Origin of the sequence: Streptomyces sp. UG1 (genome assembly GCF_049974585.1) — a bacterium.
GTDB lineage: Bacteria > Actinomycetota > Actinomycetes > Streptomycetales > Streptomycetaceae > Streptomyces.
Genome location: NZ_JBNGGG010000008.1, coordinates 99,788 through 123,522 on the forward strand (window position 1 = coordinate 99,788; position 23,735 = coordinate 123,522).

Sequence of the window (23,735 nt, forward strand, 5' to 3'; positions counted from 1 at the left end):
GTGTGCCCGGAGCGGGCGGAGTGCGTTCAGCATCAGCCGGGAGAGATCGTGTAGGAAAATGAGGCCGTGACTAGCGCGCCCAGGGCCACGCCGGGAGGGCCGCGCGACGACCGGGGCGACCAGCGGATCGCGGACGCTGCCGTCGAGCGGTTCGCAGAGCACGGCTGGGCGTCCTTCAGCATCGAGGCGGTGGCCCGGTCGGCGGGCGTCGGCAAGGCCTTGGTTTACCTGCGCTGGCGCCGCAAGGATCCTCGCTGCCCGCGCAATCGTGCGCCGTGGCATACAGCGCGGCGAACTTCCCGATGACACATCGGTCACCTTCCTCCTCGACCGAGGTCAACGGCGGTCTGCTGCTGGCGCCCGCCCGCAACCGGTCCCAGCAGCAGGTGCGTGAGCGGGGATGGCGCAAGATGGTTGATCTGGAGGGTCAGCTTGTGGCCGTGTTCGGTGAGGGGGCGGTCACTGAAGAGGCCGCCGACGTTGTTCGCGAGCACGTCGATGCGCTCGGTGCGCTTCCGCAGGTCGTCGGCGAGCCCGTGCACCTCGCCGCTGAATTCGCGTACTCGACGAGGTGCACGGGCTCGCCGACGATCGAGCCTGCCACGGCCGCCGACTACTCCGGCGAGTAGCCGACGATGATGACGGTGCGGCCGCCCTCGACGAGGAGCTCAGCCGCTGTCGCGCCGGTGACGACAACCGTATGGTTACTCACTGTGTCCTTGCGCCTCGGCGGACACCTTCTCCCACTCGTTCCAGGTTGCGAGCCGCTGCTCGTACAGGCCGCTGACCAGCGGCAGTGGGGCGGTGCCGAAGAAGATGCGCAGCGGCGGCTGCTCGGCGTCGACGACCTTCAGGAGCGCGGGGCCGGCGGCGACCGGGTCGCCGATGTACGACGCCGGGGTGTGCTTTTGCTGCTCGGCGAAGGCCTGGCGGAGTCCGTCGTACTGCGGCTGAGGTGTGGTGTGGACGGCGCTGCTGCCGCTCCAGTCGGTGGCGTAGCCGCCGGGCTCGACGAGGGTGACCTTGATGCCGAAGGGGGCGACCTCCTGGGCGAGCGATTCCGTGAGGCCTTCGAGGGCCCACTTCGATGCGTGGTAGCCGCCGAGGTACGGGAAGGCGGCGATGCCGCCGATCGTGGAGATCTGGACGATGTGGCCCGAGCCCTGCTCGCGCAGGATCGGCAGGACCGCCTGGGTGACATGCAGCACGCCGAAAAGGTTGACCTCGAACTGGTCGCGCAGCTGCTCGACGGTGATCTCCTCGACGGGGCCGAAGAGGCCGTAACCAGCGTTGTTCACCACGACGTCGAGTGCGCCGAATTTGGCCTTGGCGTCGGCCACCGCCTGGAAGACGCTGTCACGGTCGGCCACGTCGAGCTGCAGCGGCAGCAGCGCATCGCCGTACTGCGCGAGGAGGTCGTCGAGGGCATCCGTGTTCCGGACGGTCGCCGCGACGCGGTCGCCGCGATCCAGCGCTGCCTTCGTGAACTCCCGGCCGAATCCTCGGCCCGCTCCCGTGATGAACCATGCCTTTGACATAACTTTTCCTTTTCGACTACGGACAGCAGGTGTACGTGTTCGCGCCCGACGACGCGACGCACCCCGATGTGATCATGTACGCGGATGCCTTCGACATCCGACCGCCAGCGCTGGGCATGGGCTGGCGCCTTGCTGAATACGGCTACGTCGGCATCGTCCCCGACGTCTTCTGTCGGGCCGGGGCCGACGGACCGCTGAAACTGAAGGAGGGTCTTCGGGAGCTCGAACATGTCGGAAGTGCTTGACCCGATGACCTCCTTGACCGACGCTCGCCGCGCTGCCGAGGACAGCAAGGCGTTCCTCGACTACCTCGCCTCGCGCGACGATGTCGCCAGTACGGGATTCGGCGTGACCGGTTACTGCATGGGCGGGGCGCTCGCATTCACCGCCGCCGGCACCTGTCCCGACCGGATCGTCGCGCTCGCGACGTTCCACACCGGGTGCCTCATCACCGACGACGAGCTGAGCTCGAGCCGCGTCGTGCCGAACCTCAAGGCCCGGGTGCTCGTCGTCGGCGCGGACCATGACGCGGGCTACTCACCGGAGATGGTCGAGGAGTTCGACTGGCAGCTGACCGAGGCCGCCGCAGAGCGCCACAGGACCGAGCTAATTGTCCTGTTCGACGAGACCCTGACGCCGACGGACGCATGATGGCCTTTCTGCGCGCAGCCCCGGATCATGCTCGCGCGACCGGCAGCTCGGTGATCTGGTTGATGAAGTTCGACCATCCACGCTTCGGAGCACCGTTCAAGCGGAGGCGGATGCCGGCGGCGCGTAGTTCCTCGAAGAGGATCTGGACCTCGAGCTTCGCGAGATATGAGCCGATGCAACGATGAACCCCACTGCCGAAGGCGAGGGTTGCCGTCTCCGTCCGCCACGGATTGAATGTGTCAGGCTTGGCGAAGACGGACCCGTCCCGATTGGCCGAGACGAAGTAGAGAACGACCGCGTCACCCTGAAGCACCTGCGTGCCCGCCACTTCCACGTCGCGAGTGGCCAGGCGAGCCATCTGCATTGCAGGGCTGATGACGCGGATGAACTCGTTCGCCAGCTTCCCGCTGATCCCTTCGTCAACGGCTCGGTCGGTAGCAGCCCGGATGTCCTCGTTCTCGAGAATCATCCGCATCGACTGACCGATCGCCGTGTGCGTCGTCTCGAAACCCGCGGCCAGGATCAAGAGCGTCCACTGAAGAAACTCAGATTGAGTGATGTCGCCGGCATCCGCGATCTTGGCGAGCGCGGTGAACATGTCATCAGCGGGTTCCTTCCGCTTGCGCTCCTGCATGTCGGCGCAGTACGCCTGGATCTCCTCCTGGACGAGCTGCACCGCCGCGATCTGGGCGGCCATGCCGTCCTCAGTCTGCATGCCGGCTGCGAACAGCCTGTTCGTCCAGTCGACAATGCGCTCGCGATCCTCGCGGGGACAGCCGAGCACTTTGGCGATCACATAGGCCGGAATGGTCCGGGCGAACTTATCGACGTAGTCGAATTCCGTCACCGACTCGACGTCGGCGATGACTTCGCGGACGATCTCCCGGATCCAGGGGTCAAAGTTTGCGACGACCCGCGGCCCGAATCCCGCCGCGGCCGCGCGGCGAAGGCCTGCGTGACGCGGGGGGTCGGTGAACATGAGGTTGTCGCACATCGGCGCCGGGGCCGGGAACGGGAAAATCATCGGGTAGGACACGCCGTGTGTTGATGTGAAGGCGCTGGGGTCCTGTTCGATGGCGACGATGTCCTCGAAGCGCGTCACGGCCCAATATCCGCCGCGTGCCGGTGAGGCCTTGGCCGGCTGCCAGTACAGCCCGTCGCGCTCCCGAAGCCGGCGGAACCCGTCATGGGGCACCGCGTCCACGAAAGTCCGCGGATCGCTTAGGTCAGGTATGACATCTTCTACGGCTGTCGATCCGGTCACTTCTTCCTCCTTGAATGAGTGACTCGAAAGAAGCAGAGCGTCCTCAGTCGGAATCCCACTCTGCTTCGCTGCAGACGAAGGTGCGCCCCAGAAACGAGTTGCAGCTTCACGCTACAAAGGCTCTGGGTCGGGGTCAACCGTTTGGTTGACCCACTCGGAAATAGTCAGGCAGCTCATGTCGCGGCCGATGAGCCAGGGCGTTCCGCCGACGCGCGCACGACCCGGTGTTGTGCGGCGGCAGCCCGTTGGTGCCGACGAGGTGATCAACCTTGTGCGTCGCGCGAAAAAAAGGCGGCCGCGAGCGACTAGCTGTTCCAGACGGGGGCTGCGGCCCCAGGTCGGTCGGGGGTCTTGTCCCAGAACAGAGGAGTGCGCTCTATCCCGATCGGGAACACCATCCGCTTCACGGGGCCGAGCGGGCTGCCGTAGACGCGGTCTTCCCAAGGCCCGTCGAGCGGGAGCCGGATGTCGGGTCCGCCCGCGGGGTTCGGCCCGGCCTTGATGAGCAGAGATGCGGTGCGCGCGAGCGAGTACTTGGTCGTCGACCCCGCCCCGGTCTGCAAACGCTTGGTGAGGCCGCGGATCGCGGCCGCCGCGATCTGATACCCGGTGGCGAGATCCAAACCCTCCACGGGGGTGTGGCGTGGCCGCGATGCGTCGAAGTCGTACCCGTTGATCTGGAGCGGCACACGGTGCGACGGGTCGGCGAGCGCCCATTCCTGCGTCGCGTTGGCCAGGCCGACACTGAACTGCACCACGGTGTCGAAGCCGCGGCGCATGCTCCAGGGCCCCTCCCATCCGTAGGCGCGCAGGGCGACCTCGACGAGATCCGGGTTGAGCCGGCGGCGCTCCTCCTCGGGAACGAACCCGTCGATCGCGCCGGGACGGTAGCCGTGCACGAGCACGTCCGCTTCGGCGAGAAGGCGCTTGAACTGCTCGACACCCTCCGGCGTTTTCAGGTCGAGGAAGGCCCACCGCTTGCCCAGCAGCAAGTCGTAGCCGAGCGGGACGTGGCGCGACTCCTCGGAGCCGGGTGCGTCGATGCGCAGTACCTCGGCGCCGAGAGCGGCGAGGAAGCGGGTGCCGGTCGGGCCGGCGACGACACGCGTGAGATCGAGCACCTTGATGCCCGAGAGCGGCCGGCCCGGTGTGGGTCGCCACCCACTGCCCTCCGCGGCGAACTCGGTCACCGCGGCCAGGGGCTCGGCATCCACCGCGGCCCCGGCCGGATGCGCGAACCACTCTTCGGGGGTGCGGCTCGCCGCGACGACGCACCCGACGTCCACGAGTTCCTGCTCGATCTCGTCGGCGGCGCGCTCGCGAACGACGGCTGCGACGGCTTCGATGTCGTCCTCCACGCCGAGTGCCTTGACGACGCGCTCGCGGTTGGCCGGGAAGCCGTGCAGCCGCAGCCAGCGCCCGTCCGTGGTCGCGATCTCCGTGTGGAACGGAGGGAAGTGAACCGGACGCGGCGGCGGCGGGTTCAGCAGTCTCGACGGTCCTGGTGGCAGCAGGAACCATCCGCTGCTGAGCACGCGGTCGACCTCCACCGCGGACGCGGGGGCTCCACCGGCCTCGAGCAGCTCGCTCACGGCGGCACCGGCCACGCCGAACGAGGCGGCGGCGAGATCGGTCTGCGCGAAGGCGCCGGGCAACGAGCCCTCACCGGTGAACGTGACGCGCTCGGTGACGGACGCGTCACCTCCGAGCGCCGCCCACATCTCGGACAGGAAGGCGCGGGCGAGGGGCTGAGTCGTCTCTGACATGGCGGTTACCTCTTCATCTCGGTGTTCGGACGGCCGGGATCGCGCGACCGGTCGCTGGTGCCGCCCGGCATCGACCACCAGCCGTCAAGAAGCGCGCGGAGCACCCCGACGAAGGCGAGCGGCTGCTCGAGCATGGGGTTGTGGCTCGCCTCCGGCACGGTGGTCACCACGGCACGGGCCGGGGTGAGTTGCCGCATCTCCGCCGCCGCCTCGGGCGTGAGCAGCCCGTGGTCGGTGCGCACGATCGCGAGCGGCACGCGCAGGTCCGGCAGGAGGCGGCGCAGCGGGATGCGACGGATCCCGTAGTTGTCTGTGCGCTTCCAGCGCCAGGCATCGCCGTCCCACCTGAGTGAGGTCTCGGCGACATGCCGCAGGAGAGCCGGGTCCACCTCGAGGCCCGCACGGGCGGCCACGGGGGCGAACCGTGCGATCCCGTCCTCGAGGGTCGCGAACCGCTCACTGGGCTTGTCCCGTCCCGGCCACTCTCCGTCGTGGAACCGGACGTCGACGGTCGCGACACCCGAAAATGCATCACCGAACTCGACGGCGGCGGTCACCGCGGGCAGGCCGCCCATGCTGTGCCCGACGACGACCGGACGCTCGAGTCCGTCGTCACGAACCACCGCCACGAGTTCCCTCGCCCACTGCTCGGTGTCGTACCCGGAGCGCCAGGAGCTGTCACCGTGGCCCGTGAGGTCGGGGGCGAGCACACGATAGCCGCCCAGGAGCGGAGCGATGTGGTCCCACCACCTCGCGTGGGCCGCACCTCCATGCACAAGAACGATGCCCGGAGCACCCACAGGGCCCCACGCGCGGTACCGCACCGCTGCACCTTCGACGTCGACGGCCCGCTCATCGGGTCGCGCGGCGAGCGCACGGCGCAGCCACTCGGGTCCGGTCGACTCGGTCATCGACGCGTCACGCGGCGCCGAACCGCACGAGGGTGACCTCGTCGCTGACGTCGTCCCAGGTCGCGGTGACGCGCATGTCCACCTTCGCGTCCTCCGGCGCGATGTCGAGCCGCACCGTGAACACGGGACCGTCGTCGGTCTTCACACGTCCCACGACGTAGGGGATCTCGTCCTTCTTGCTCGGATCGAGCGCACGGTGGTACACGATGTAGCTCCACAACGTGCCGTTGGGCGAGATCTCGGTCCAGGCCTGGTTGGTCGACCAGCACCGGGGGCAGATCTCCAGGGCCGGGTAGCGCAGGTAGCCGCAGTCCAGGCACTTCTGAGCGGTCAGGACATGACGCTTCGACGCCTCCCAGAATCCGGCCGTCAGCGGCAGGTCGGTGGCGGGCAGATTGGGGTTGTCACTCACGGGTTCACTCCGATGATCGATGCGGCGCTCTTGAGGAAGGTCATCGTCGAGCAGTACAGGGCCAGCTCCGCTCCGGGCACCTGACGGTCGGGCTCGACCGTGCCGCGGAGCTGACGCACGGCCTCAACCATGTGCAGCCAGCCCCACATGTAGCTCTCCGACAGCTGACCGCCGTTCGTGTTCAACGGCAGGTCGCCACCGGGACGGATGTGCCCCTCGGCCGCCCAAGCCGCGCCCTCCCCTTCCGGTGCGAAGCCGTAGGCCTCGACCATCTGGAGGTTCCAGACGGCCGTCGGGTTCTGGATGTACAGCACGTCGATGTCGGACGGCGTGAACCCGGTGGTCCTCCAGATCTCCGCCGCGGTGCCCTTGATGTTCGGGCGCATGAGGAAGTCGTCGAAGGTGTCGCCGGCGACCTCGGTGTTCTCGGCGATGCCGAGCACGTAGACCGGCTTGTTCGGGTAATCCTTCGCCCGCTCCGCAGAGGTCACGATCAGTGCGACCGCACCGTCCGAGATCATCGTGACGTCCTCACGACGCAGCGGTTCGACCAGGTACGGCTTGGCCAGGTAGTCGTCGATCGTCATCGGCTCCCGGAAGATCGCGAGCGGATTGCGCTGCGCCCACTCCCGCTCGGAGACGGCGAACCAGCCGAAGTCCTCCTCCTTGGTCCCGTACAGCGCCTTGTGGCGCTGCAGCGCGAGGGCCGCCGGACCGGCGACGTGCACGAAGCCGGACGCGCTCTCCAACGACGGGGCCGCCGCCGAGAAGTTGAACTTGCCCGATCGGGCATTGGCGCCATAGACCAGCACGACCGTCTCGGCGAGTCCGGAGAGGACCGCCTGGGTCGCCAGGTGCAGCGAATAGTTGCAGGTGCCGTAGTCGAGCGTCTGCGCGTACTTCGGGCTCAGCCCGAACAGCGGGCCCACCTGGATATCGATGTTGTTGCCCTGAACCGACTTGCAGGTGATCAGCCCGTCGAGCTGATCCTTGGTGAGTTGCGCGTCGGTCAAGGCCGCCTGGATCGCCTCGATCGAAAGCTGCTCGGCCGTCTTGCCGGGGAACGTGCCCTGGTCGGAATGGCCGACACCGACGATCGCGACCTTGCCGCGGACGTCCACTGTCATTTCTTGTCCTTGCTCTGAGTTCTCTGAAGTCCGTGGATTCGGGTGCGTCAGCCCTGGTGGGCGTTGGCTGGGGCCGACACGACTCTCCGCTCGACGAGCGACGTGATCTCGTCCTCGTCGTAGCCGAGTTCGCCGAGCACCTCGAACGTGTCCTGGCCGATCCGCGGACCGTTGCGACGGATACGGTCCGGACCGCCCTCGTCGAAGGCGACCGCCCAGCCGCGCTGGCGTTCGGTGCCGCCGCCCGGCGCGGGCACCTCCTGCCACCACCCGCGCGAGCGCAGATACGGGTCATCGAGCAGCTGCTCGCCGCTGCGTACGGGCATCGCCATGACGCCCGCCGCCCGCAGTGACGCGGAGGCATCCGCGTCAGAACGGGATGCCGACCACCGCTCGGTCGCCGCGCGCACCAGCGCGGCGCGCGCCGCGTCGTCCCCGGCACCGGAGAGGTCGGCACCGACGACGGATGCGACCAGTTCGAGCTCCTCCGGCGAACGCAGCGAGATCGCGACCCACGCGTCGTCTCCCGAGCTCGGCGTCAACCACTCGATGCTGTCGGGGGTGCTGTTGCCGGTGGGCACCGGATTCTCGCCGGTCAGGGAGGTGCGCAGCACCTGGTCGCCCATCAGGGCGGTGACGGTCTCACGCTGGGACAGGTCGAGCCAGCGCGCCTGACCGTCGCGACGGGACGCCAGCACGGCCGCGATGATGAGGGCCGGTCCGAGCGAGTTCGCCGTCTGGTCGGGGTAGTTGATGCGCGCGCTCGACCAGATCGGGCTGTCGCTGTCGTACCCGGAGTACGACATGACGCCGCCGAGCGCGTCCAGGGTCAGGCCGAAAGAGGTGAAGCCGCTGCTCGGACCGGTGAGGCCCTGGCTCGAGATCGAGGCCAGCACGATGTCGGGTCGGATGGCGATCAGGTCGCGGAACCCTAGGCCGAGGCGCTCGACCACGCCCCGGCGGAAGTTCTCGGTGACGACGTCGCTCGTGGCCACGATCCGCCGCACGACCTCCAGCCCGTCAGGGGTCTTGAGGTCGACGGCGATGGCGCGCTTGTTGCGGTTGGCCGTGCGGAACGGCGGGAAGGCGACGTCGGCGCCGATGTCGCCGCCCATGCCGCCGCGGTACAGGTCGGGGCGGGTGACGCCCTCGATCTTGATCACGTCGGCGCCGAAGTCGGCCAGTACCTGGGTGGCCGCGGCCCCGGCGGTCACGATGGTGAGGTCCGCGACGCGCAGACCGTCCAGCATCCCGCTCATGCGACCGCGTCCTCGGGACCGAAGACCTGCCACGGCGCGTCCGGGAGCAGTCCGGCTCCCGCCTCCGGCACCTCGATCGGCTCGAAGAAGCCGCGCGCGACGTACTGCGGCGATTCGAGGAGGTCGGTGACGGTCGCCACGTACCCGGCGGGGATCCCGCGGGCCTGAGTGGCGTGGTAGAGGTCCTTCTTCGACATGGTTGTGGTTGTCTCCTCGATCAGGGCGACGAGCCGCGCTTGGTTGCGGAGCCGGCCCTGAGGGGTGTCGAACGCCTCGTCGTCGAGGCGGCTGTCGCCGATGATCTCCTTCATGACGCCCCAGTCCCGGGGGATGTAGAAGGCGGCGAAGTGCCCGTCCCGGCAGCGCAGGACCAGTGCGCCGTTGTCCTCGCCGCGCAGCTCGCGGCGGAGCCCTGCCTGCGAGAACGTGGCGATCTTCCACTCGGCGTGCGCCGCGGCCTCGAACTCGGAGGTCGTGAACCGTGCGCCCTGACCGGTGCGTTCGCGAGCGAAGAGCCCGATCATCACGCCGTCGAGTGCGAGCAGTGCCGCGATCGACTGCAGCGGGTGGCCGCCGAGCCGTACGGGCTCGTGGTCCAGGTCGCCGATGAGCCGCATGAAGCCGCTCGCCGCCTGGAGCGCCAGCTCGCTGGAGGGAAGGCCCGCGTACTCGTCGCTCTCGCCCCAGGGACTGATGCGGCCGATGATCGCTGTGGGCGCCAGCTCCTCGAGGCGATCGGCGGACAGACCACGTGCGCTCCACTCGGCAGCGGTGCCGGCCACGAGGACCACATTGGCGGAGCGCAAGCGCTCGTGAAGGTCCTCGCGCGCGGTCGCGTCGTCCAGGTCGACGTCGACGCGGGTCTTGCCGTCGCGGAGCCAGAGGCCCAGCGTGGAGACGCGCTGCGAACCATCACCGACGAAGGGTCCGCTCTCGTCGAGTACGTGCGCTTCTCCGGCAACCGCTACCTGCGTGACCTGCGCCCCCAGCTTGAACAGGAGGCGTCCGCAGATCGCGGTCGACACGGACTTGCCGAGCTCGACCACCCGGAGCGTTCCGGGCAACAGCGCCGAATTGCGGGGGGCGCGCGCGCCCCCGTGTGCAGTCTTGGTCATCGACGTGTCCTCGGTCTCAGCGACCCTGGCCCGGGCCACGCGCGCCCGCCAGGAACTTGTTTACGCCCTCCGCCGCCTCGGGGGCCTGCGCACGGATGCTGGTGACGATCAGGCTGCTGTAGTCCTGGGCCTCGTCCCAGGTCATCGACTGCACTCGGTGGTACGCGCGCTTGGAGATGTCGAGGCTGAAGGCGTTGAAGGCGGCGATGTGCTCCGCGAGCGCGATCGCCTCGTCGAGCAGCTCGGCATCCGGCACGACCTTGTTGACGAGGGCCATACGGAAGGCGGTCTGCGCGTCGGCACGCCGTGAGGTGAAGATGAGCTCCGCGGCGTGCTTGGGAGCGATCCGCTTGATCGAGGCCGGCCCCGCCTGCATCGGCCAGCTGCCGAACCCCTGCTCCGGCATGGCGATCTGCGCGGACTCGGCGGCGATGGCGAGCTCGCACGTGTTGATGAGCGTCGACCCGCCGCCGAGAGCGTACCCGTTGACCGCGGCGATGAAGACGGCGCGGTGCGCTCGGATGTCGGCCTGTACCTGTGTCCAGGGGTGCAGCACCTGGGTGCCGTTGGCCTTGGTGTACTCCTCCATGCGGTCCTGGTTCTCCGGCGAGAGATCGACGCCGGCGCAGAACGACGGACCGGTGCCGGTGAGCACGACGACCTTCTTGTCGGCAACCTCCACGAGCGCCTCGCGCAGCCGCCTCATGGAGTCGACGCTCATCGCGTTGCGCTTCTCGGGACGGTTGATCGTCAGTACGGCGTAGTCGCCTCGGTCGTCGACGAGCACGAGTTCGTCGTACGGGGTTACGGAGCTGTTGTTGGAATGCGGCACGGGAATCCCTCTCGAATCGGGACGCCGACCGGACGCGCCCCGGGCCCCTGAGGAGGTCATGCCGTCGCGTCGCTGAAGGTCGGCGTGGGTGATGGGTGGCACGTTACGCGAGACCAGCATCCGCTTCAACCGTTTGGTTGACATAAGGCTGCCCGGTCGGGGGACTACCGTTGACCCATGACCGACAGCGACACAACCACCGCGCTACCTGCGCTCACGGCCAGAGAGCGGATTCTCCGCGCAGCCATGGAGGAGTTCGCCGAGCACGGGTTCTCCGGCGCCCGGATCAACCGCATCGCGGAGGCCGCGAACTTGAACAAGCAGCTGATCTACCACTACTTCGACAGCAAGGACGGCCTCTATGCCGCAGTGCTGGGCGAGATGCTGACGTCGATACACGACTCGGTCGACGCCACATCGGACATCCGGGACCTGATGCGGCAGCAGATCGGCAACCCAGAGGCGCGGCGTGCATGGTCACGCATGGTCGCCTGGGAGGGTCTCGCCGGCGATCGGCCGGTGGCCGCCGCCGCCGAACGCCAGGAGTCGATCCACCGGCAGGTGCAGGTGATCATGCGTCTGCAGCGGGAAGGCCAGCTCGCAACGGACATCGACCCCCGGTTGGCCCTCGCCACCATTTACGCAGTAGGCACCGCGCGGTACGTGATCCCGCAGCTGATCGACTTCTGCCTCGGGCCGGAAGCGTCGGATTCCGAGGACACGATGGCAGCCTGGGCCGACATGATCACGCGGCTGCTCACTCGGCGCGCCCCCGCGGTTCGTGAACGCGGAGAATCGACCGCGTAGTAACCAAACGGTTGACGATGGATCGTCGCAGGAATATTTTGCTCATCACACCGGGCAGCGACGCCCGTGCTGAAGACAAGGGCAGTTCGATGACGATTGCAAACCCGCGGAGTGCCATCCGCTTCCCCGAGTTCGACTACCAGCAGCGCTACTGGATGATCATCGACGGCGAGCAGGTCCAGGCCGCAGACGGTCAGACCTACCGCTGCGTCGACCCGTTCGAAGACGCCGAGTGGGGCTACGTTCCCGTCGCAGGAGCCTCCGACGTCGACCGCGCCGTGCGCTCCGCCCGCGCAGCCTTCCCCGCGTGGGCCAAAACGTCGCCCTTCGCACGACTCGAGCTGTTCCGACGCTGGGCCCAGCTCATCCGCGAGCACTCGTCGGAGCTGGCGCGGCTGCAGGTGCATGAGAACGGCAAGACCATCTCCGAGATGAACATGGTGCCCGGCGCACTGGCGCAGAGCGCCGAGTTCTGTGCCAACTACGCGTTGACACTGCACGGCGAGACGGTCACGCCGATCATGCCGGGGCACACCGCGTGGACGGAGCGCGTCCCGATCGGCGTCGTCGCCGCGATCGCCCCGTGGAACAACCCGCTCGGCCTGCTCCAGTGGAAGCTGTTCGGCGCGCTGGCGTCCGGCAACACGGTCGTCGTCAAGCCGTCCGAGGTGACGCCGGTGTCCACCATCCGGTTGATCGAGCTCGCGCTGGAGGCCGGATTCCCGCCCGGCGTCGTCAACGTGGTGACCGGGGCCGGAGCCACCGGGGCAGCCCTGGTCGAGCATCCCGGCATCGACAAGGTGGCGTTCACCGGGTCGACTGCGACGGGCCGGTCCATTGCGCAGGCGATCGCGCCCCGTCTCATCCGGGCGACCCTCGAACTCGGCGGCAAGGGCGCCAACATCGTCTTCGAGGACGCCGATCTCGACCGCGCCGCCGAGGGCGTGCTCACCGGGATCATCGCCGGGACCGGCCAGGCCTGCAACGCCGGCTCGCGCATCCTGATCCAGAGCAGCGTCCGCGACGAGGTGCTGGCCCGGCTCGAGAACCTCATGTCGCAGGTCGTGATCGGCGACCCGCTGGAGCCCACCACCCAGATCGGGCCCCTCGCGTCGCGTCCCCAGTACAAGAAGGTGACCGGCTACTTCGACATCGCCGACGGCGAGGAGGACACGTCGCTCATCGTGGGCGGCCGCTGCGGCACCGATGTTCCCGGCGTCACCGGCGGCTTGTTCGTCGAGCCGTCCTTGTACGCGACTCCGGACCGCGCGTCGCGGCTGCGACGCGAGGAGATCTTCGGGCCGGTCGGTTCCGTCATCATCTTCGACACCGAGGACGAGGCCGTCGAGATCGCCAACGACACCGAGTTCGGTCTGGTCGGCGGCCTCTGGACGCGAGACCTGGACCGGGCGCGACGCGTCTCACGGCAGATCGACACCGGCGTCGTCTGGATCAACACCTGGCGCGCCTTCAGCCCCAACGTCCCCTTCGGCGGCCGCAAGGTCAGCGGACTCGGGCACGAAATGGGGCTCGACATCTTCGAGGAGTACACGGAGCCGAAGGCCTACTGGCACGGTCCTGACAACTCCTGACCCCGTCCGTCCATCCCACCCGTCAGTCTCCTCATCATGCATTTGAACAAAGGTGTTCATATGTCCGAATCCAGCACCCCCAATGTCCGCGGTCCTTGGGATGCGGTGGTCGTCGGCCACGGCTTCGCCGGCCTGACCGCCGCAAAGGCGCATCTGGAGGGCGCGGCGAAGGAGGGGCGCACCGCGCGCGTCGCCGTCTTCGAGCGCGCCCCGTTCGAGCAGCGTGGCGGTTCGACCCGATGGACCACCGCAGTCCTCTCCCTGACGCCGGAGCAGGAGCTCATCCCGTTCTGGGGCGAGCGTGTGCGTGAGACCGCCGGTCAGCTGGCGAACGAGGCATACATCGACGCGTTCTACCGTCTCGTTCCCGAGACGCTCGAATGGCTCCGCGGCAGCGGCATCTCGTTCGACAACTACCACGGCATGTGGAGCGTCCACGGCGGTGGTGCGTCCGTCGTGGAGGCCTTCCCCGACCAGATCCGTGCGGCGGGCGGAGAGATCTTCTACGACACCACCGCGCTCGGCCTGGTGCGCGGCGACGAGGGACGAATCGTCGGCATCGACGTGCGCGACGCCACTGGCGCCACCGTGCGTGTCGACACCCAGGCGGTGATTCTGGCCAGCGGCGGCTTCGAGGGCAACCCTGAGTGGCTGACCCGCTACATCCCCGAGGCCTACAAGCTGCGAACGGTGTCGCCCGGCACGCGCAACAACCGCGGCGACGGGATCCGCATCGCGATGGAGGCCGGTGCCGACACCGCCGGCCAATTCGACGGCGCACACGTTGAGCCGTGCGACCCGCGTTCGGACGACATCGAGCCGCTGGTCGGCGCCTACTGGTGGGGCATCCTGGTCAACCAGCAGGGCGATCGGTTCATGGACGAGGCCGCCGATGTGCAGATGATCCATTTCGACACCGTCGGCAACACGATCCTCCGCACGCAGGGCAACCTCGCGTACGCGATCGTCAGCGACCCGCAGTCGAAGTTCATCGTCCCCATCCCGAGCGTGCGCCAGACCGACATCGACCCGGTGGTGGCCGATTCCATCGAGGAACTCGCCGAGAAGCTCGGCATCGACCCCGGTCGCCTCCGCCGCACCGTCGACGATTTCAACGCCGCAACGCCCGACCAGGCCGGCTTCGACCCCACGGCCCTGCTCGACGGCCTGGGCACGACCGGCATCGTCCCGCCGAAGTCCAACTTCGCCACACCGCTGACGCAGGGTCCCTTCCGCGCCTGGCCGGTGTCCGGCCAGATCTGCTTCACGTACGGCGGCCTTCGTGTCGACGGCGACACGCACGTGCTGGACGTCTTCGGCCGTCCGATTCCGGGCCTGTACGCCGCAGGCGAAATCGCGGGGATCTTCTACGAGCAGTACCCGGCGGGAACCTCCGGCCTCCGTTCGATGACCTTCGGCCGGTGGGCGGGGCTCACCAGCTCCCGCGAGATGGCTTCCACGGCGGTCACCGCATGACCTCGGGGCATCCCTACGCGAGGGACGCGGAGAGCAGCCGCTCACAGGACGTATCTGACAAACGTTGAGCGTGAGGCTGAGGGCCCGCTTTCGTGTCGCAAGTGTCAGGTGCTCTCGCATGCTCAGTGGTCGTTGATCGAGGCGATGGTGGAGCGGCCAACGGTGACGCAAAGCTGCTCGAGCGGAGGGATCAACGAGGGTGCGTCCCCCGACTGCCCGGGCCATCGGGATCACCAGTGGAAGCCCGTTCCCGTCGACGATGTGGTGGATCTTCGTCGACTTCCCGCCACGAGAGGTGCCAAGCGCGTGGTCACCCAGCTGCGTTACCGGCAGACTGCACCGTCCGTGGCAGTCCCGGCGGCACGGCTCGGAGGGGCATTCCCTCCCGCTTCGCCGCCGTGCGCGGGGGTCCCGGCAGCAAAGCAGTCGAGAGCCTCACCAAAGTCCGCTTCAAGATCGAACGCTGTCGCGGAGCCGGAATTCCGACTCCGTGGACCATCGAATCGGCAGCCGGCCACGGCTGACCGCTGAGCAAGACACCTGGAGAACACTACGTCACCCGCGCGCACCGAGGTTCAGGGACAGCGGCCCAGGGCCGCCTGTGCGATGCTCAGCTCGGCACGGCGTACCAGGTGTCCGTCCCGGTGGGCGATGAGCGAGCGCGGGTCCTTTGTTCCCATGGGGAAGGGCCAGTCGCTGCCGAGGACGAGGCGGTCCTCGCCGAAGGTGGCGATCGCCAGATCCACCACCGCAGGGTCGTGGGCGAGGCAGTCGACGTAGAGGCGGCGCACGGCGGTACGTGGTGGTTCGGTGAGGTCCGGGACGCCGGGGCGATGGGTGTCGGCCCCTCGCTGCCAGCGGCCGACGACCGCCGGAAGCAGCCCACCGCAGTGCACCAGCACGAAGCGCAGGCGGGGGTGCGTGGCGAGTATGTCACCGAAGACGAGCTGGGCGGCGGCGAGCGCGGTCTCGGCGGGGTTGCCGAGCAGGTTGGCGAGGTAGAAGGAGCTGAGACGGGGATCGGGGGCGGTGCCCGGGTGCAGCAGCAGCGTGCGGGCGTCTGCGTCCATGGCCTTCCAGAGTGGGGCAAGGGCGGGATCGGCCAGGGAGTACGAGCCGCCGCCGGCCGCGGCGGTCAGGCCCGCCCAGCGCTCGTCCTCGCGCAGGCGCACGTATTCGTCGAGGGCCAGCTCCGGGTGGTCCAGGGGCAGATAGCCGAGTGGTGTGAGGCGGTCGTATGCGTCCACGGCTTGGAGGAGACCGTCGTTGACCTGACGTACCCACGTACGCGCCGCAGCCTCGGGCAGGCCCTGCCGGAAGAAGGGCGGAGGGATGGTGACGACCGCCTCGCCGAGGTCTGCCGTGTCGAGGTGGTCGACCAGCCGGTCGGGGCGGTAGAGGTCCGGTGGACCGATCGGGTGCCCGTCGATCAGCAAGAGGCCGTCGGCGTTGCGCGGCTGGTCGCCGAGGTCGGGAGCGAGGTGGGTGTGCAGGTCGATTCCGGGCACGAAGGGACTCCGATCAGGCAGGAGGAATACGTGGAACGAGTGGGGGGTGGTGCGGCACGCCCTGACAGTGCCGCACCACCCGAGGGGCCTCGGCTCCGGCCAGGTCGGTGCAGGTAACCGGACCGGCCGAGGCCCCGTTCGGGGAGCCTGACCCGGGATCAGGCGAGGGCCGCCGCAGACTGGAGCACCTCGGCGATGGCCCGGCCGGCGACCTCGCGGGCCACGCGCTGGCCGACGCTGGCGGCCGGTCCGCGGACCGTCAGATCCGCTGCCCAGCTGACGCGGCTGCCGGACTCACAAGCGGTGAAGGTGAGTTCCATGCGTACGTCGACGGCATGCTGGGCCCGCACCGCGTGCACCGAGAGCAGCGCCCGGTCCGCGGCGGCGTGTTCGGCGCGGATCCGGGTGCGCAGGGGGAGCGGGCCGAAGGGGGTGGCAGGGGTGAACAGAGCATGCACCGAGCCGTCCGGACCGGTCGTCACCTCGTCGAGGGTGGCGACGGACTTCAGTTCGGCGGTGCGGTCGGCCAGCGCCGCGAGCGCCGAACCGGACCCTCGGGTCGTGAACTCTCCGGTGACGCGCATCAGTCCACCTTGACCTTCTCGGCGTTCGCGCCGCGCAGAGCCCGCAGCACATGCTCCGGGGGGTTGTACGAGTCGAGGATCATGCCGGTGTCGCCGATGGCGTCCTGGATCGCGGCGCAGATGGTGTGCAGAGGGGCTCCTCCGCCCTCGCCCATGCCCTTGGCGCCGACGGGGGTGAACGGGGAGGGACTGACCACGCTGTCGTAGCGCAGGCTGGGCATGTCGTACGGGGTCGCCGCGTGGTAGTCGTAGAAGTTGGCGGTGACCAGCTGGCCGTCCGCGTTGTAGGCGAAGTCCTCGAAAAGGGCGGCCGAGATGCCGTGCACGGTGGCGCCGTGCACCTGGCCCTCGATGACCATGGGGTTGATCGGGGTGCCGCAGTCGTCGACCATCGCGTAGCGCAGGATGTCGACCTGGCCGGTCTCCTCGTCGATCTCCAGGACGCAGGCGTGGATCTGCGTGGCGTAGGTGAGGGTGAGGTTGCCGTACTTCCGTTCCAGGTCGGGCAGTTCGAACGGGGCGCGGTAGACGGCGCGGCCGACCAGGCCGACCTCTTCGGCGACCTCGGGCGGCAGTGAGCCGGGTGAGAAGTGGACGATGCCGGCGATCGCGTCGAAGGGCAGGGCGCGTTCGGCGTCGTCGCGGACCTTGGCCAGGCCGCCTTCCAGGACTATGTCCTTGGGGGGCGCTTCGAGGACGGCGCCCGCGACGAGCTGGATCTCGCGGATGAGTTTCTTCGTCGCGTTGATGATGGCGCCGATGCCGGTGACCGCGAACTGCGAGGCGTAGGAGCCGGAGAAGCCGGTCTGCGCCGACAGAGCGGAGTCGCCGCCCCGGTGCACGATGACATCGTCGTAGCCGATGCCGAGCAGGTCGGCGACGACCTGGGCGACCGTGGTCTCGTGGCCCTGCCCGAAGGCGACGCCGCCGGTGACGGCGTAGACCGAGCCGTCCGCGCCGAGCCGCACCAGACCGCCCTCGGTGTTCCCGGCGAACGGCAGATGCTCGTTGATCAGGCGGGCCTGCGCGAAGTTGTTGGTGCCGGAGTCGAGGGTGGAGCCGATACCGATTCCGATGCGCCTGCCCGTGCCGTGTGCCTGCTCCTGGAGGCGCCGTGCGTCGTCGTAGTCGATGAGGGAGAGGGCCCTGCGCAGGGAGAGAGGAAGGTCGCCGGAGTCGTACACGCAGCCGTTGACCGTGGTGTACGGGTACTGGTCCGGCTGGACGTAGTTCTTGATGCGGAACTCGACTGGGTCGAGGCCGAGTTTGTGGGCGGCGATGTCCATCATCCGCTCCACGACCCACATGTGCTGGAGCCGGGAGTAGCCTCGGTTGGGGTGGACGGGGCCCTTGTTGGTGTAGACGGTGCGGTAGCGGACCTTCAGGTGCTTGAGCTGGTAGCAGGCGTTGGCGACCTGGGTCCAGATGGCCCCGCCGAGCGGCTCGTAGCGGGTGTACGCGCCCACGTCGTCCAGCGCTTCGTAACTGAGGCCGAGGACCGTGCCGTCGTCCTGCACCGCCATCTTCACGTCGTGGAACCAGCGTTCGTTGCCGTGACCGCCCATGTAGTGGTGCTCGGTGCGGGTCTCGGTCCAGCGCAGCGGGCGGCGCAGCTTGCGGGCCAGCAGGGCGACGGCGACGGCGGGCACGTACATGCCGATCTTGACGCCGAAGGAGCCGCCGATGTCCTTGCTGACGATGCGGATCCGTTCGGCGGGATGCCGCATCGCCGCAGCCATCATCAGCGTCGTGATCTGCGGCATCGCGCAGCCGCCGGTGATGTGGAAGACGTCCGTGCCGGCGTCGTACTGAGCAGTGACGACCATGCACTCCAGGGGAGTGGAGCTGAAGCGGTGGAAGTGCAGTTCGTCGACGCTGATGACGTGGTCGGCGTGTTCGAGGGCGAAGTCGATGTCGCCCCAGTCGTAGTCGCCTTCCCATGCCACGTTGGTGCCCGTCTGGGTGTGGACGAGCGGGGCGTTCGGGGCGACGGCGTCGCGGGCGTCGACCAGGTGCTCCAGCGCCTCGTAGTCGACGACCACGGCCGCGGCGGCGTCCCGTGCGGCCTCGCGCGAGTCGGCCGCGACGGCCACGACCGGCTCGCCCACGAAGCGGACCACTCCACCGCTCGCCAGGCAACGGTCCACTTCCGGCTCGCCGCCCGGCGGCGGGCCCTGGATCTCCATGAACGGCTCGGTGAGGGCCTCGGCCTCCTCGGGCAGCAGGCAGCCGAGGTAGCCGGGCACGCGAGCTGCGGCGGAGACGTCGATGCCGGTGACGCGGGCGTGGGCGTAGGGCGAGCGGACGAAGAAGACATAGCCGAGCCGGGCCACGGGCGTGTCGTCGCCGAACTCGCCCTCGGCGCGCAGCAGCCGGTCGTCCTCCTTGCGGGGCATGGAGCGCCCGGTCCACGACCGGGTGCCCGTGGTGGTCCGGGTGGTGGTGCTGGTCACTGCTCCTCGCCCTCCTCGCGGCTGTGGGGTTTCGGCACGTCCTGGCCGGCCGCGGAGCGGATGGCGCGGACGATGTTCTCGTAGCCGGTGCAGCGGCAGATGTTGCCCTTCAGGGAGCGGCGCACCGACTGTTCGGTGATCTCCGCGTCGGACTCCAGGAGGTCCGTGGCGGTCATCAGCATCCCGGAGGTGCAGTAGCCGCACTGCAGGGCGTGGTGCTCCTTGAAGCACCGCTGCAGGTTGTTCAGGGTGCCGTCCTCGGCGGCCAGCGAGGCCGCCGTCTCCACCTCGGTGCCGTCCGCCTGGACCGCGAGGATCATGCAGGACTTGGCGATACGGCCGTCCCACCGGACCGTACAGGCGCCGCAGTTGCCGGTGTCGCAGCCGATCTTGGGGCCGCGCTTGTCGAGGTCGTCGCGGAGCCAGTGGACGAGCAGCGTGCGGGAGGAGACGGTGCCCTGTTCGGTCCGTCCGTCGACGGTGACCTCGATCGCGTGGATGTCGGGGCCGTCGGGGGTTGTGTCCCCGGGGCTCGTGGGGTCGGCGATGGTCATGCCGTGGTGCTCCTCTCGGCGGTGGTGTCGATCGCGTCGTCGATCGCGCGGCGCAGCTGGACCCGGGCCATTTCGAGGCGGTACTCGGCGGAGCCGTGCGCGTCGCCCGCGGTCTCGACCCCTGCCCCGTCGAACGCGACCAGGGCCGCTTCCGTGAGCGAGGTGTCTGCCGGGCGCCCGATCAGCGCTTCCTCGACGGCGGCGACTCTGAGGGGCGAGCCGGGCACGGTGCCGAGGACGACACGGGCGTCCTCGACCACTCCGTCGGTCACATCGAGGCGGACCACGACCCGGGCCAGGGCCCATGAGTCCTTCGCGAGCTGCTGGTGCCGGTGGACCACGCGGCTGCCCTCCGGCAGCGGCCGGAGGTGCACGGACGTCAGCAGTTCGCCCGGTCGCACGGCGGTCGCCAGGCTGCCCGCGAAGAGGGTGTCGGCGGTGATGCTGCGCCAGCCCGTCGCCGACGTGAGGTGGAACCAGGCGCCGAGTGCGGTGAGCAGCGGGGGGTAGTTGCTGGTGGGGTCGTTCAGGCAGCAGTTGCCGCCGATGGTGCCCCGGTTGCGGACCTGCCGGTCCACCAGGCCGGCGGCCATCTCGGCCACCGACGGCTGGAGTCGCCGTACCTCGGGAGACGCGGCGATCTCGACGTAGGTGGTGGCCGCGCCGATGACCACAGTGCCGTCCGTGGTGACCTCGATGCCGCGCAGCTCGTCGAGGCGGTGGACGTCGATGAGTGCGGTCGGCTGGACCAGGTCGAGCTTGAGGGCGTTGATCAGGGTCTGGCCGCCGGAGAGCACGGCCGCTCCGTCGATCTCGGCGAGCAGAGCGGCCGCCTCGGTCACGGACCGGGGGCGCACATAGCGCAAGGGGGGAAGGATCATCCGGGCCTCACAGGGGCGGGAGCGGACGGTTGTGCGGGAGACGGGAGGTCACAGGTCGGGGTGTTTGGCGGCCAGGCGGTACAGGCCCGAGTGGAAGACGAGCGGCTCTCCGCCGGGCGCGTCGTACCGCTCGACCTCTCCGATCATCAGGATGTGGTCGCCGGCGTCGACGGTCTGCACCGTGCGGCACTGGAACCGTGCAACTGTCCCTTCGATAAGGGGGGTTCCGGCGATGCCCTCGGCGATCTCGGTGTCGGCGAACTTGTCGTCGGCCCGGGTCGAGAACTGGCGGGAGAGGTGGTGCTGGTCGGACGCGAGGATGTTGACGGCGAAGTGGGAGGCCGACGTGAAGTCGGGTGTGCTCGGCTGGTTCTTGCCGGGGCACCACAGGACCAGCGGCGGGTCCATCGACACGGAGGTGAAGGAGTTCGCCGTCATGCCCACCTTGCGGCCGTCGGCGGCGCGTGCGGTGACCACGGTGACGCCGGTCGCGTACTGGCCGAACGCCTGGCGCAGGCCCCGTGCGTCGAAGGCGGAGTCCGCCTGCACGCGCTTCTCTTCGATCAGGTGCTCGCTCTGCGCCGGGTCGGACCACCACGGGTAGAGCGTGCGCGGGTCGTCGAAGCCGTTGGCCAGCGCACCGGCCACGCCGGGCACCTCGGCCGCCTCGGTGACGAGTCGGCGCTGGTGCGGGCGCAGGCCCTCCAGCAGGGAGTTGGTCCAGGCGACCGACCACTGGGCCCAGCCCCGCCAGTAGCCGTCGAAGGTGCGGCGCATCCACTCCGGGGTGAAGTCACCACTGCCGTGGCGGACGATGCTGTCCAGGTAGTGCTCGGCCGCCTGGGCCGCGTTGTTGGAGCCCTGGCCGGTGATCGGGTCGCACAGGACCACGGCGTCGGCCAGGCCCAGCACGTGCCGTCCGGAAGGGAGCTGGGCGACCGGCTTGCGCACGGTGGGTGTGAGCCGGCCGCGCAGCACTCCGCCGTCATCGGTGAGCGTCGCCTCGCGGCACCGCTCGTACTCGTCGGGGAAGTGCTGCCGCAGGATGTCGAGTGAGCGGGCTAGGTGCTGCTCGGGGGTACGGACATCGTCCCAGCAGTCCATGGGCCCGCCCGGCACGCCCTCGAAGACCATGATCTCGCAGGGGCCGGAAACCGTGAGTGCCGGGAAGGTGAAGTACTCGCCCACCCCGGGGGCGATCCGGAGATCTACGGCCGTGTCACCGGGACGGGGCCGTGCCCCGGTGACGTAGGTGAGGGCCAGGGCGCGTCGCGGGCGGTCGTACGGGGACCGCTCCGCGTCGCGCGGGAAGATCCGGCCCAGCTCCCCCTTCCCGGTCGCCACGACCACCAGGTCGTTGCTGCGGGCGTACTCCTCCAGGTCGGCCACCGTCGCCGCCCGCACCACGAGCTTGCCGCCGGCCTTCTCGTAGCGCTCCAGCCAGGCAGCGCACTTGACCCGCTGGTCGACGGACTGGGCAGGCGCGTCCAGAGGTGCTTGCCACGCCACCCCGTCGTCGGCCAGGGACACCCGGATCCCGGAGATCTGCGGGCACTCCTGCTGCCAGTAGTCCAGGCCGAGGGCGCGTTCGGTGCGCAGAGCGGTGTCGAACATGCACTGGCTGGACATGACCTGCCCGCGCCGGACCTCGTCCGGGCCCCGGTCGGTGACGAGGGTGACGTCGTAGCCCCGGTCCAGCAGACCGAGGGCGAGCTGTGCGCCGGACTGCCCGGCTCCTATGACCGCGATGCTGCGCATGGCCGTACTCCCCGAGCTCGTCAGGCCGCGACGGCGGCGAGGTAGGACTCGGCGGCGGCCGGGTCCATGAACCAGTGGAAGAAGTCGCGCGGGTCGTCGAAGCCGTTGGCGAACCGGCGCGCGATGCGCGGGCTGTTGCTTGCCGCGCCGAGCAGCTTCAGCACGTGCTCGGGAGGCGTGCCCAGCAGGGCGTTCGTCCAGGTGGCGACGTACTGCGCGTAGTCCCAGTACCGCTCGAAGGTCTCCTGCATGAACGCCCGGTCGAAGGGACGCTCACCGTGCTCCAGGATGCTGGAGAGATAGGAGGCCGCGCACTTGCCGGCGTTGTTCGAACCCTGTCCGGTGATCGGGTCGTTGAGAAGCACGACATCGGCCAGGCCCAGGACCGTGGCGCCGGAAGGGAGCTGCCCGACGGGCTTGCGCACGGTGGGTGGGAAGCGACCGGCGAGGATGCCGTTCGGGTCGGTGAGCTGGAGGTCGGTGCAGCGCTCTGCCTCCCAGGGGAGGTAGCTGCGCACGAGCTCCAGGGAGTGCTCCAGGTGCTGCTCCGGGGAGGCGATGTCGCGCCAGGAGTCGAGCGGGCCGCCGGGGACGCCCTCGAAGACCATGATGTCGCAGGGGCCGGTGGTGGTCAGCGCCGGGAAGGTGAAGTACTCGCCGATGCCCGGCAGCAGGTTGAAGGCGACCGCGGAGTAGTCGTCGCGCGGCTTCATACCGGTGACGTAGGTGAGGGCCAGGGCGCGCTGCGGGGCGTCGAACGTCGACCGCTCGGCGTCGCGCTCGAAGAGGCCGGCGATCTGGCCCTTGCCCGCGGCCACGATGACCAGGTCGGACTCACGGGCGTAGAACTCCAGGTCGTCCACGTCCGCGTCGCGCAGCTCGACCTTGCCGCCGCGCCGCTCGAACTCCTCCAGCCACACCGGCATCTTGACGCGCTGGTCCACCGACCGGGCGGGAGCGTCGAGACGGGAAGCCCAGTCGATCGCCTTGCCGCCGGTGCCGTCCGGCACACAGAAGGAGATGCCCTCGACCGGCGGACAGTCGCCGTCCCAGAAGTTCAGGCCGAGGTTGCGCTCGTGCCCGAGGGACGTGCCGAACATGCACTGGCTGGACATGACGCGGCCGTCGCGGATCTGCTGTCCGGTGCGGTTGGAGACGACGGTCACGTCGTAGCCGTGTCCCAGCAGTCCGATGCCGAGTTGGAGACCGGCCTGACCGGCCCCGATGATGGTGATCTTGCGCATGGT

At 69.1% G+C, this 23,735-nt stretch carries 23 protein-coding genes; 7 read left to right on the forward strand and 16 right to left on the reverse strand.

Going from position 1 to position 23,735, the window contains the following annotated elements; translation table 11 throughout:
• Positions 1-66: 66 nt before the first annotated feature.
• Complete coding sequence (locus ACP4J3_RS11180; protein ID WP_426532992.1) at positions 67-306, forward strand: helix-turn-helix domain-containing protein; 240 nt, start codon at positions 67-69, stop codon at positions 304-306.
• Positions 276-629: a hypothetical protein gene (locus ACP4J3_RS11185; protein ID WP_426532994.1), complete on the forward strand. Its 354-nt coding sequence runs from the start codon at positions 276-278 to the stop codon at positions 627-629. Before ACP4J3_RS11180 ends, ACP4J3_RS11185 begins: the two co-directional genes overlap by 31 nt.
• Positions 630-704: 75 nt before the next feature.
• Here the strand turns inward: ACP4J3_RS11185 and ACP4J3_RS11190 are convergent, their stop codons facing one another.
• Positions 705-1,538 carry an SDR family oxidoreductase gene (locus tag ACP4J3_RS11190; protein ID WP_426532996.1) on the reverse strand — a complete coding sequence of 278 codons (834 nt, stop codon included), beginning with the start codon at positions 1,536-1,538 and terminating at the stop codon, positions 705-707.
• Between the two features lie 29 nt (positions 1,539-1,567).
• Here ACP4J3_RS11190 and ACP4J3_RS11195 point away from each other — a divergent pair, with 29 nt between their 5' ends.
• Complete coding sequence (locus tag ACP4J3_RS11195; protein WP_426532998.1) at positions 1,568-1,783, forward strand: dienelactone hydrolase family protein; 216 nt, start codon at positions 1,568-1,570, stop codon at positions 1,781-1,783.
• Positions 1,767-2,189: a dienelactone hydrolase family protein gene (locus tag ACP4J3_RS11200; protein WP_426533000.1), complete on the forward strand. Its 423-nt coding sequence runs from the start codon at positions 1,767-1,769 to the stop codon at positions 2,187-2,189. The genes ACP4J3_RS11195 and ACP4J3_RS11200 overlap by 17 nt, the downstream gene beginning before the upstream one ends.
• Before the next feature lie 25 nt (positions 2,190-2,214).
• Here ACP4J3_RS11200 and ACP4J3_RS11205 read toward each other — a convergent pair whose 3' ends face one another.
• From ACP4J3_RS11205 to ACP4J3_RS11240, 8 genes are all read right to left on the reverse strand, one after another.
• Positions 2,215-3,453, reverse strand: coding sequence for a cytochrome P450 (locus ACP4J3_RS11205; protein WP_426533002.1), 1,239 nt, complete (start codon positions 3,451-3,453; stop codon positions 2,215-2,217).
• A gap of 305 nt (positions 3,454-3,758) precedes the next feature.
• On the reverse strand, positions 3,759-5,219 hold the full coding sequence (locus ACP4J3_RS11210) for a CoA transferase (RefSeq protein WP_426533004.1): 1,461 nt from the start codon (positions 5,217-5,219) through the stop codon (positions 3,759-3,761).
• A gap of 5 nt (positions 5,220-5,224) precedes the next feature.
• Positions 5,225-6,130, reverse strand: coding sequence for an alpha/beta fold hydrolase (locus ACP4J3_RS11215; RefSeq protein ID WP_426533006.1), 906 nt, complete (start codon positions 6,128-6,130; stop codon positions 5,225-5,227).
• A gap of 7 nt (positions 6,131-6,137) precedes the next feature.
• Positions 6,138-6,542, reverse strand: coding sequence for a Zn-ribbon domain-containing OB-fold protein (locus ACP4J3_RS11220; RefSeq protein WP_426533008.1), 405 nt, complete (start codon positions 6,540-6,542; stop codon positions 6,138-6,140).
• Entirely contained in the window at positions 6,539-7,669 is a 1,131-nt protein-coding gene (locus tag ACP4J3_RS11225; protein ID WP_426533010.1) for a thiolase family protein, read from the reverse strand. The genes ACP4J3_RS11220 and ACP4J3_RS11225 overlap by 4 nt, the downstream gene beginning before the upstream one ends.
• 47 nt (positions 7,670-7,716) lie before the next feature.
• Positions 7,717-8,928, reverse strand: a complete 1,212-nt coding sequence (locus ACP4J3_RS11230) for a CaiB/BaiF CoA transferase family protein (protein WP_426533012.1) — start codon at positions 8,926-8,928, stop codon at positions 7,717-7,719.
• Positions 8,925-10,043 carry a CoA transferase gene (locus ACP4J3_RS11235; protein ID WP_426533014.1) on the reverse strand — a complete coding sequence of 373 codons (1,119 nt, stop codon included), beginning with the start codon at positions 10,041-10,043 and terminating at the stop codon, positions 8,925-8,927. Before ACP4J3_RS11235 ends, ACP4J3_RS11230 begins: the two co-directional genes overlap by 4 nt.
• Positions 10,044-10,059: 16 nt before the next feature.
• Positions 10,060-10,875: an enoyl-CoA hydratase/isomerase family protein gene (locus tag ACP4J3_RS11240; RefSeq protein ID WP_426533016.1), complete on the reverse strand. Its 816-nt coding sequence runs from the start codon at positions 10,873-10,875 to the stop codon at positions 10,060-10,062.
• Positions 10,876-11,052: 177 nt separating this feature from the next.
• Between ACP4J3_RS11240 and ACP4J3_RS11245 the strand changes: the two genes are divergently transcribed.
• The 3 genes from ACP4J3_RS11245 (at position 11,053) to ACP4J3_RS11255 (ending at position 14,750) form a co-directional block, all read left to right on the forward strand.
• Entirely contained in the window at positions 11,053-11,682 is a 630-nt protein-coding gene (locus ACP4J3_RS11245; RefSeq protein ID WP_426533018.1) for a TetR/AcrR family transcriptional regulator, read from the forward strand.
• A gap of 89 nt (positions 11,683-11,771) precedes the next feature.
• Positions 11,772-13,274 (forward strand): aldehyde dehydrogenase family protein, encoded by a 1,503-nt coding sequence (locus tag ACP4J3_RS11250; protein ID WP_426533020.1) that lies wholly within the window; start codon positions 11,772-11,774, stop codon positions 13,272-13,274.
• A gap of 60 nt (positions 13,275-13,334) precedes the next feature.
• Complete coding sequence (locus ACP4J3_RS11255) at positions 13,335-14,750, forward strand: FAD-binding protein (protein WP_426533022.1); 1,416 nt, start codon at positions 13,335-13,337, stop codon at positions 14,748-14,750.
• A 575-nt stretch (positions 14,751-15,325) separates the two neighbouring features.
• Here ACP4J3_RS11255 and ACP4J3_RS11260 read toward each other — a convergent pair.
• The 7 genes from ACP4J3_RS11260 to ACP4J3_RS11290 form a co-directional block, all read right to left on the reverse strand.
• On the reverse strand, positions 15,326-16,258 hold the full coding sequence (locus tag ACP4J3_RS11260; RefSeq protein ID WP_426533024.1) for an amidohydrolase family protein: 933 nt from the start codon (positions 16,256-16,258) through the stop codon (positions 15,326-15,328).
• 158 nt (positions 16,259-16,416) lie between these two features.
• Positions 16,417-16,842 (reverse strand): SRPBCC domain-containing protein, encoded by a 426-nt coding sequence (locus ACP4J3_RS11265; RefSeq protein ID WP_426533026.1) that lies wholly within the window; start codon positions 16,840-16,842, stop codon positions 16,417-16,419.
• On the reverse strand, positions 16,842-19,295 hold the full coding sequence (locus ACP4J3_RS11270; protein ID WP_426533028.1) for a xanthine dehydrogenase family protein molybdopterin-binding subunit: 2,454 nt from the start codon (positions 19,293-19,295) through the stop codon (positions 16,842-16,844). The genes ACP4J3_RS11265 and ACP4J3_RS11270 overlap by 1 nt, the downstream gene beginning before the upstream one ends.
• Complete coding sequence (locus ACP4J3_RS11275) at positions 19,292-19,849, reverse strand: (2Fe-2S)-binding protein (protein ID WP_426533030.1); 558 nt, start codon at positions 19,847-19,849, stop codon at positions 19,292-19,294. The genes ACP4J3_RS11270 and ACP4J3_RS11275 overlap by 4 nt, the downstream gene beginning before the upstream one ends.
• Positions 19,846-20,730, reverse strand: a complete 885-nt coding sequence (locus ACP4J3_RS11280; protein WP_426533032.1) for an FAD binding domain-containing protein — start codon at positions 20,728-20,730, stop codon at positions 19,846-19,848. Before ACP4J3_RS11280 ends, ACP4J3_RS11275 begins: the two co-directional genes overlap by 4 nt.
• A 48-nt stretch (positions 20,731-20,778) precedes the next feature.
• Positions 20,779-22,488: a styrene monooxygenase/indole monooxygenase family protein gene (locus ACP4J3_RS11285; protein ID WP_426533034.1), complete on the reverse strand. Its 1,710-nt coding sequence runs from the start codon at positions 22,486-22,488 to the stop codon at positions 20,779-20,781.
• Positions 22,489-22,508: 20 nt separating this feature from the next.
• Positions 22,509-23,732, reverse strand: a complete 1,224-nt coding sequence (locus ACP4J3_RS11290) for a styrene monooxygenase/indole monooxygenase family protein (protein ID WP_426533036.1) — start codon at positions 23,730-23,732, stop codon at positions 22,509-22,511.
• Between the last annotated feature and the right edge of the window lie 3 nt (positions 23,733-23,735).

Excerpts from the sequence above, each read along its gene's own strand:
- ACP4J3_RS11190 (WP_426532996.1), bottom strand. The coding sequence starts at position 1,538 with ATGTCAAAGGCATGGTTCATCACGGGAGCGGGCCGAGGATTCGGCCGG.
- ACP4J3_RS11200 (WP_426533000.1), top strand. The coding sequence starts at position 1,767 with ATGTCGGAAGTGCTTGACCCGATGACCTCCTTGACCGACGCTCGCCGC.
- ACP4J3_RS11210 (WP_426533004.1), bottom strand. The coding sequence starts at position 5,219 with ATGTCAGAGACGACTCAGCCCCTCGCCCGCGCCTTCCTGTCCGAGATG.
- ACP4J3_RS11215 (WP_426533006.1), bottom strand. The coding sequence starts at position 6,130 with ATGACCGAGTCGACCGGACCCGAGTGGCTGCGCCGTGCGCTCGCCGCG.
- ACP4J3_RS11225 (WP_426533010.1), bottom strand. The coding sequence starts at position 7,669 with ATGACAGTGGACGTCCGCGGCAAGGTCGCGATCGTCGGTGTCGGCCAT.
- ACP4J3_RS11230 (WP_426533012.1), bottom strand. The coding sequence starts at position 8,928 with ATGAGCGGGATGCTGGACGGTCTGCGCGTCGCGGACCTCACCATCGTG.
- ACP4J3_RS11235 (WP_426533014.1), bottom strand. The coding sequence starts at position 10,043 with ATGACCAAGACTGCACACGGGGGCGCGCGCGCCCCCCGCAATTCGGCG.
- ACP4J3_RS11245 (WP_426533018.1), top strand. The coding sequence starts at position 11,053 with ATGACCGACAGCGACACAACCACCGCGCTACCTGCGCTCACGGCCAGA.
- ACP4J3_RS11250 (WP_426533020.1), top strand. The coding sequence starts at position 11,772 with ATGACGATTGCAAACCCGCGGAGTGCCATCCGCTTCCCCGAGTTCGAC.
- ACP4J3_RS11255 (WP_426533022.1), top strand. The coding sequence starts at position 13,335 with ATGTCCGAATCCAGCACCCCCAATGTCCGCGGTCCTTGGGATGCGGTG.
- ACP4J3_RS11265 (WP_426533026.1), bottom strand. The coding sequence starts at position 16,842 with ATGCGCGTCACCGGAGAGTTCACGACCCGAGGGTCCGGTTCGGCGCTC.
- ACP4J3_RS11275 (WP_426533030.1), bottom strand. The coding sequence starts at position 19,849 with ATGACCATCGCCGACCCCACGAGCCCCGGGGACACAACCCCCGACGGC.
- ACP4J3_RS11280 (WP_426533032.1), bottom strand. The coding sequence starts at position 20,730 with ATGATCCTTCCCCCCTTGCGCTATGTGCGCCCCCGGTCCGTGACCGAG.
- ACP4J3_RS11285 (WP_426533034.1), bottom strand. The coding sequence starts at position 22,488 with ATGCGCAGCATCGCGGTCATAGGAGCCGGGCAGTCCGGCGCACAGCTC.
- ACP4J3_RS11290 (WP_426533036.1), bottom strand. The coding sequence starts at position 23,732 with ATGCGCAAGATCACCATCATCGGGGCCGGTCAGGCCGGTCTCCAACTC.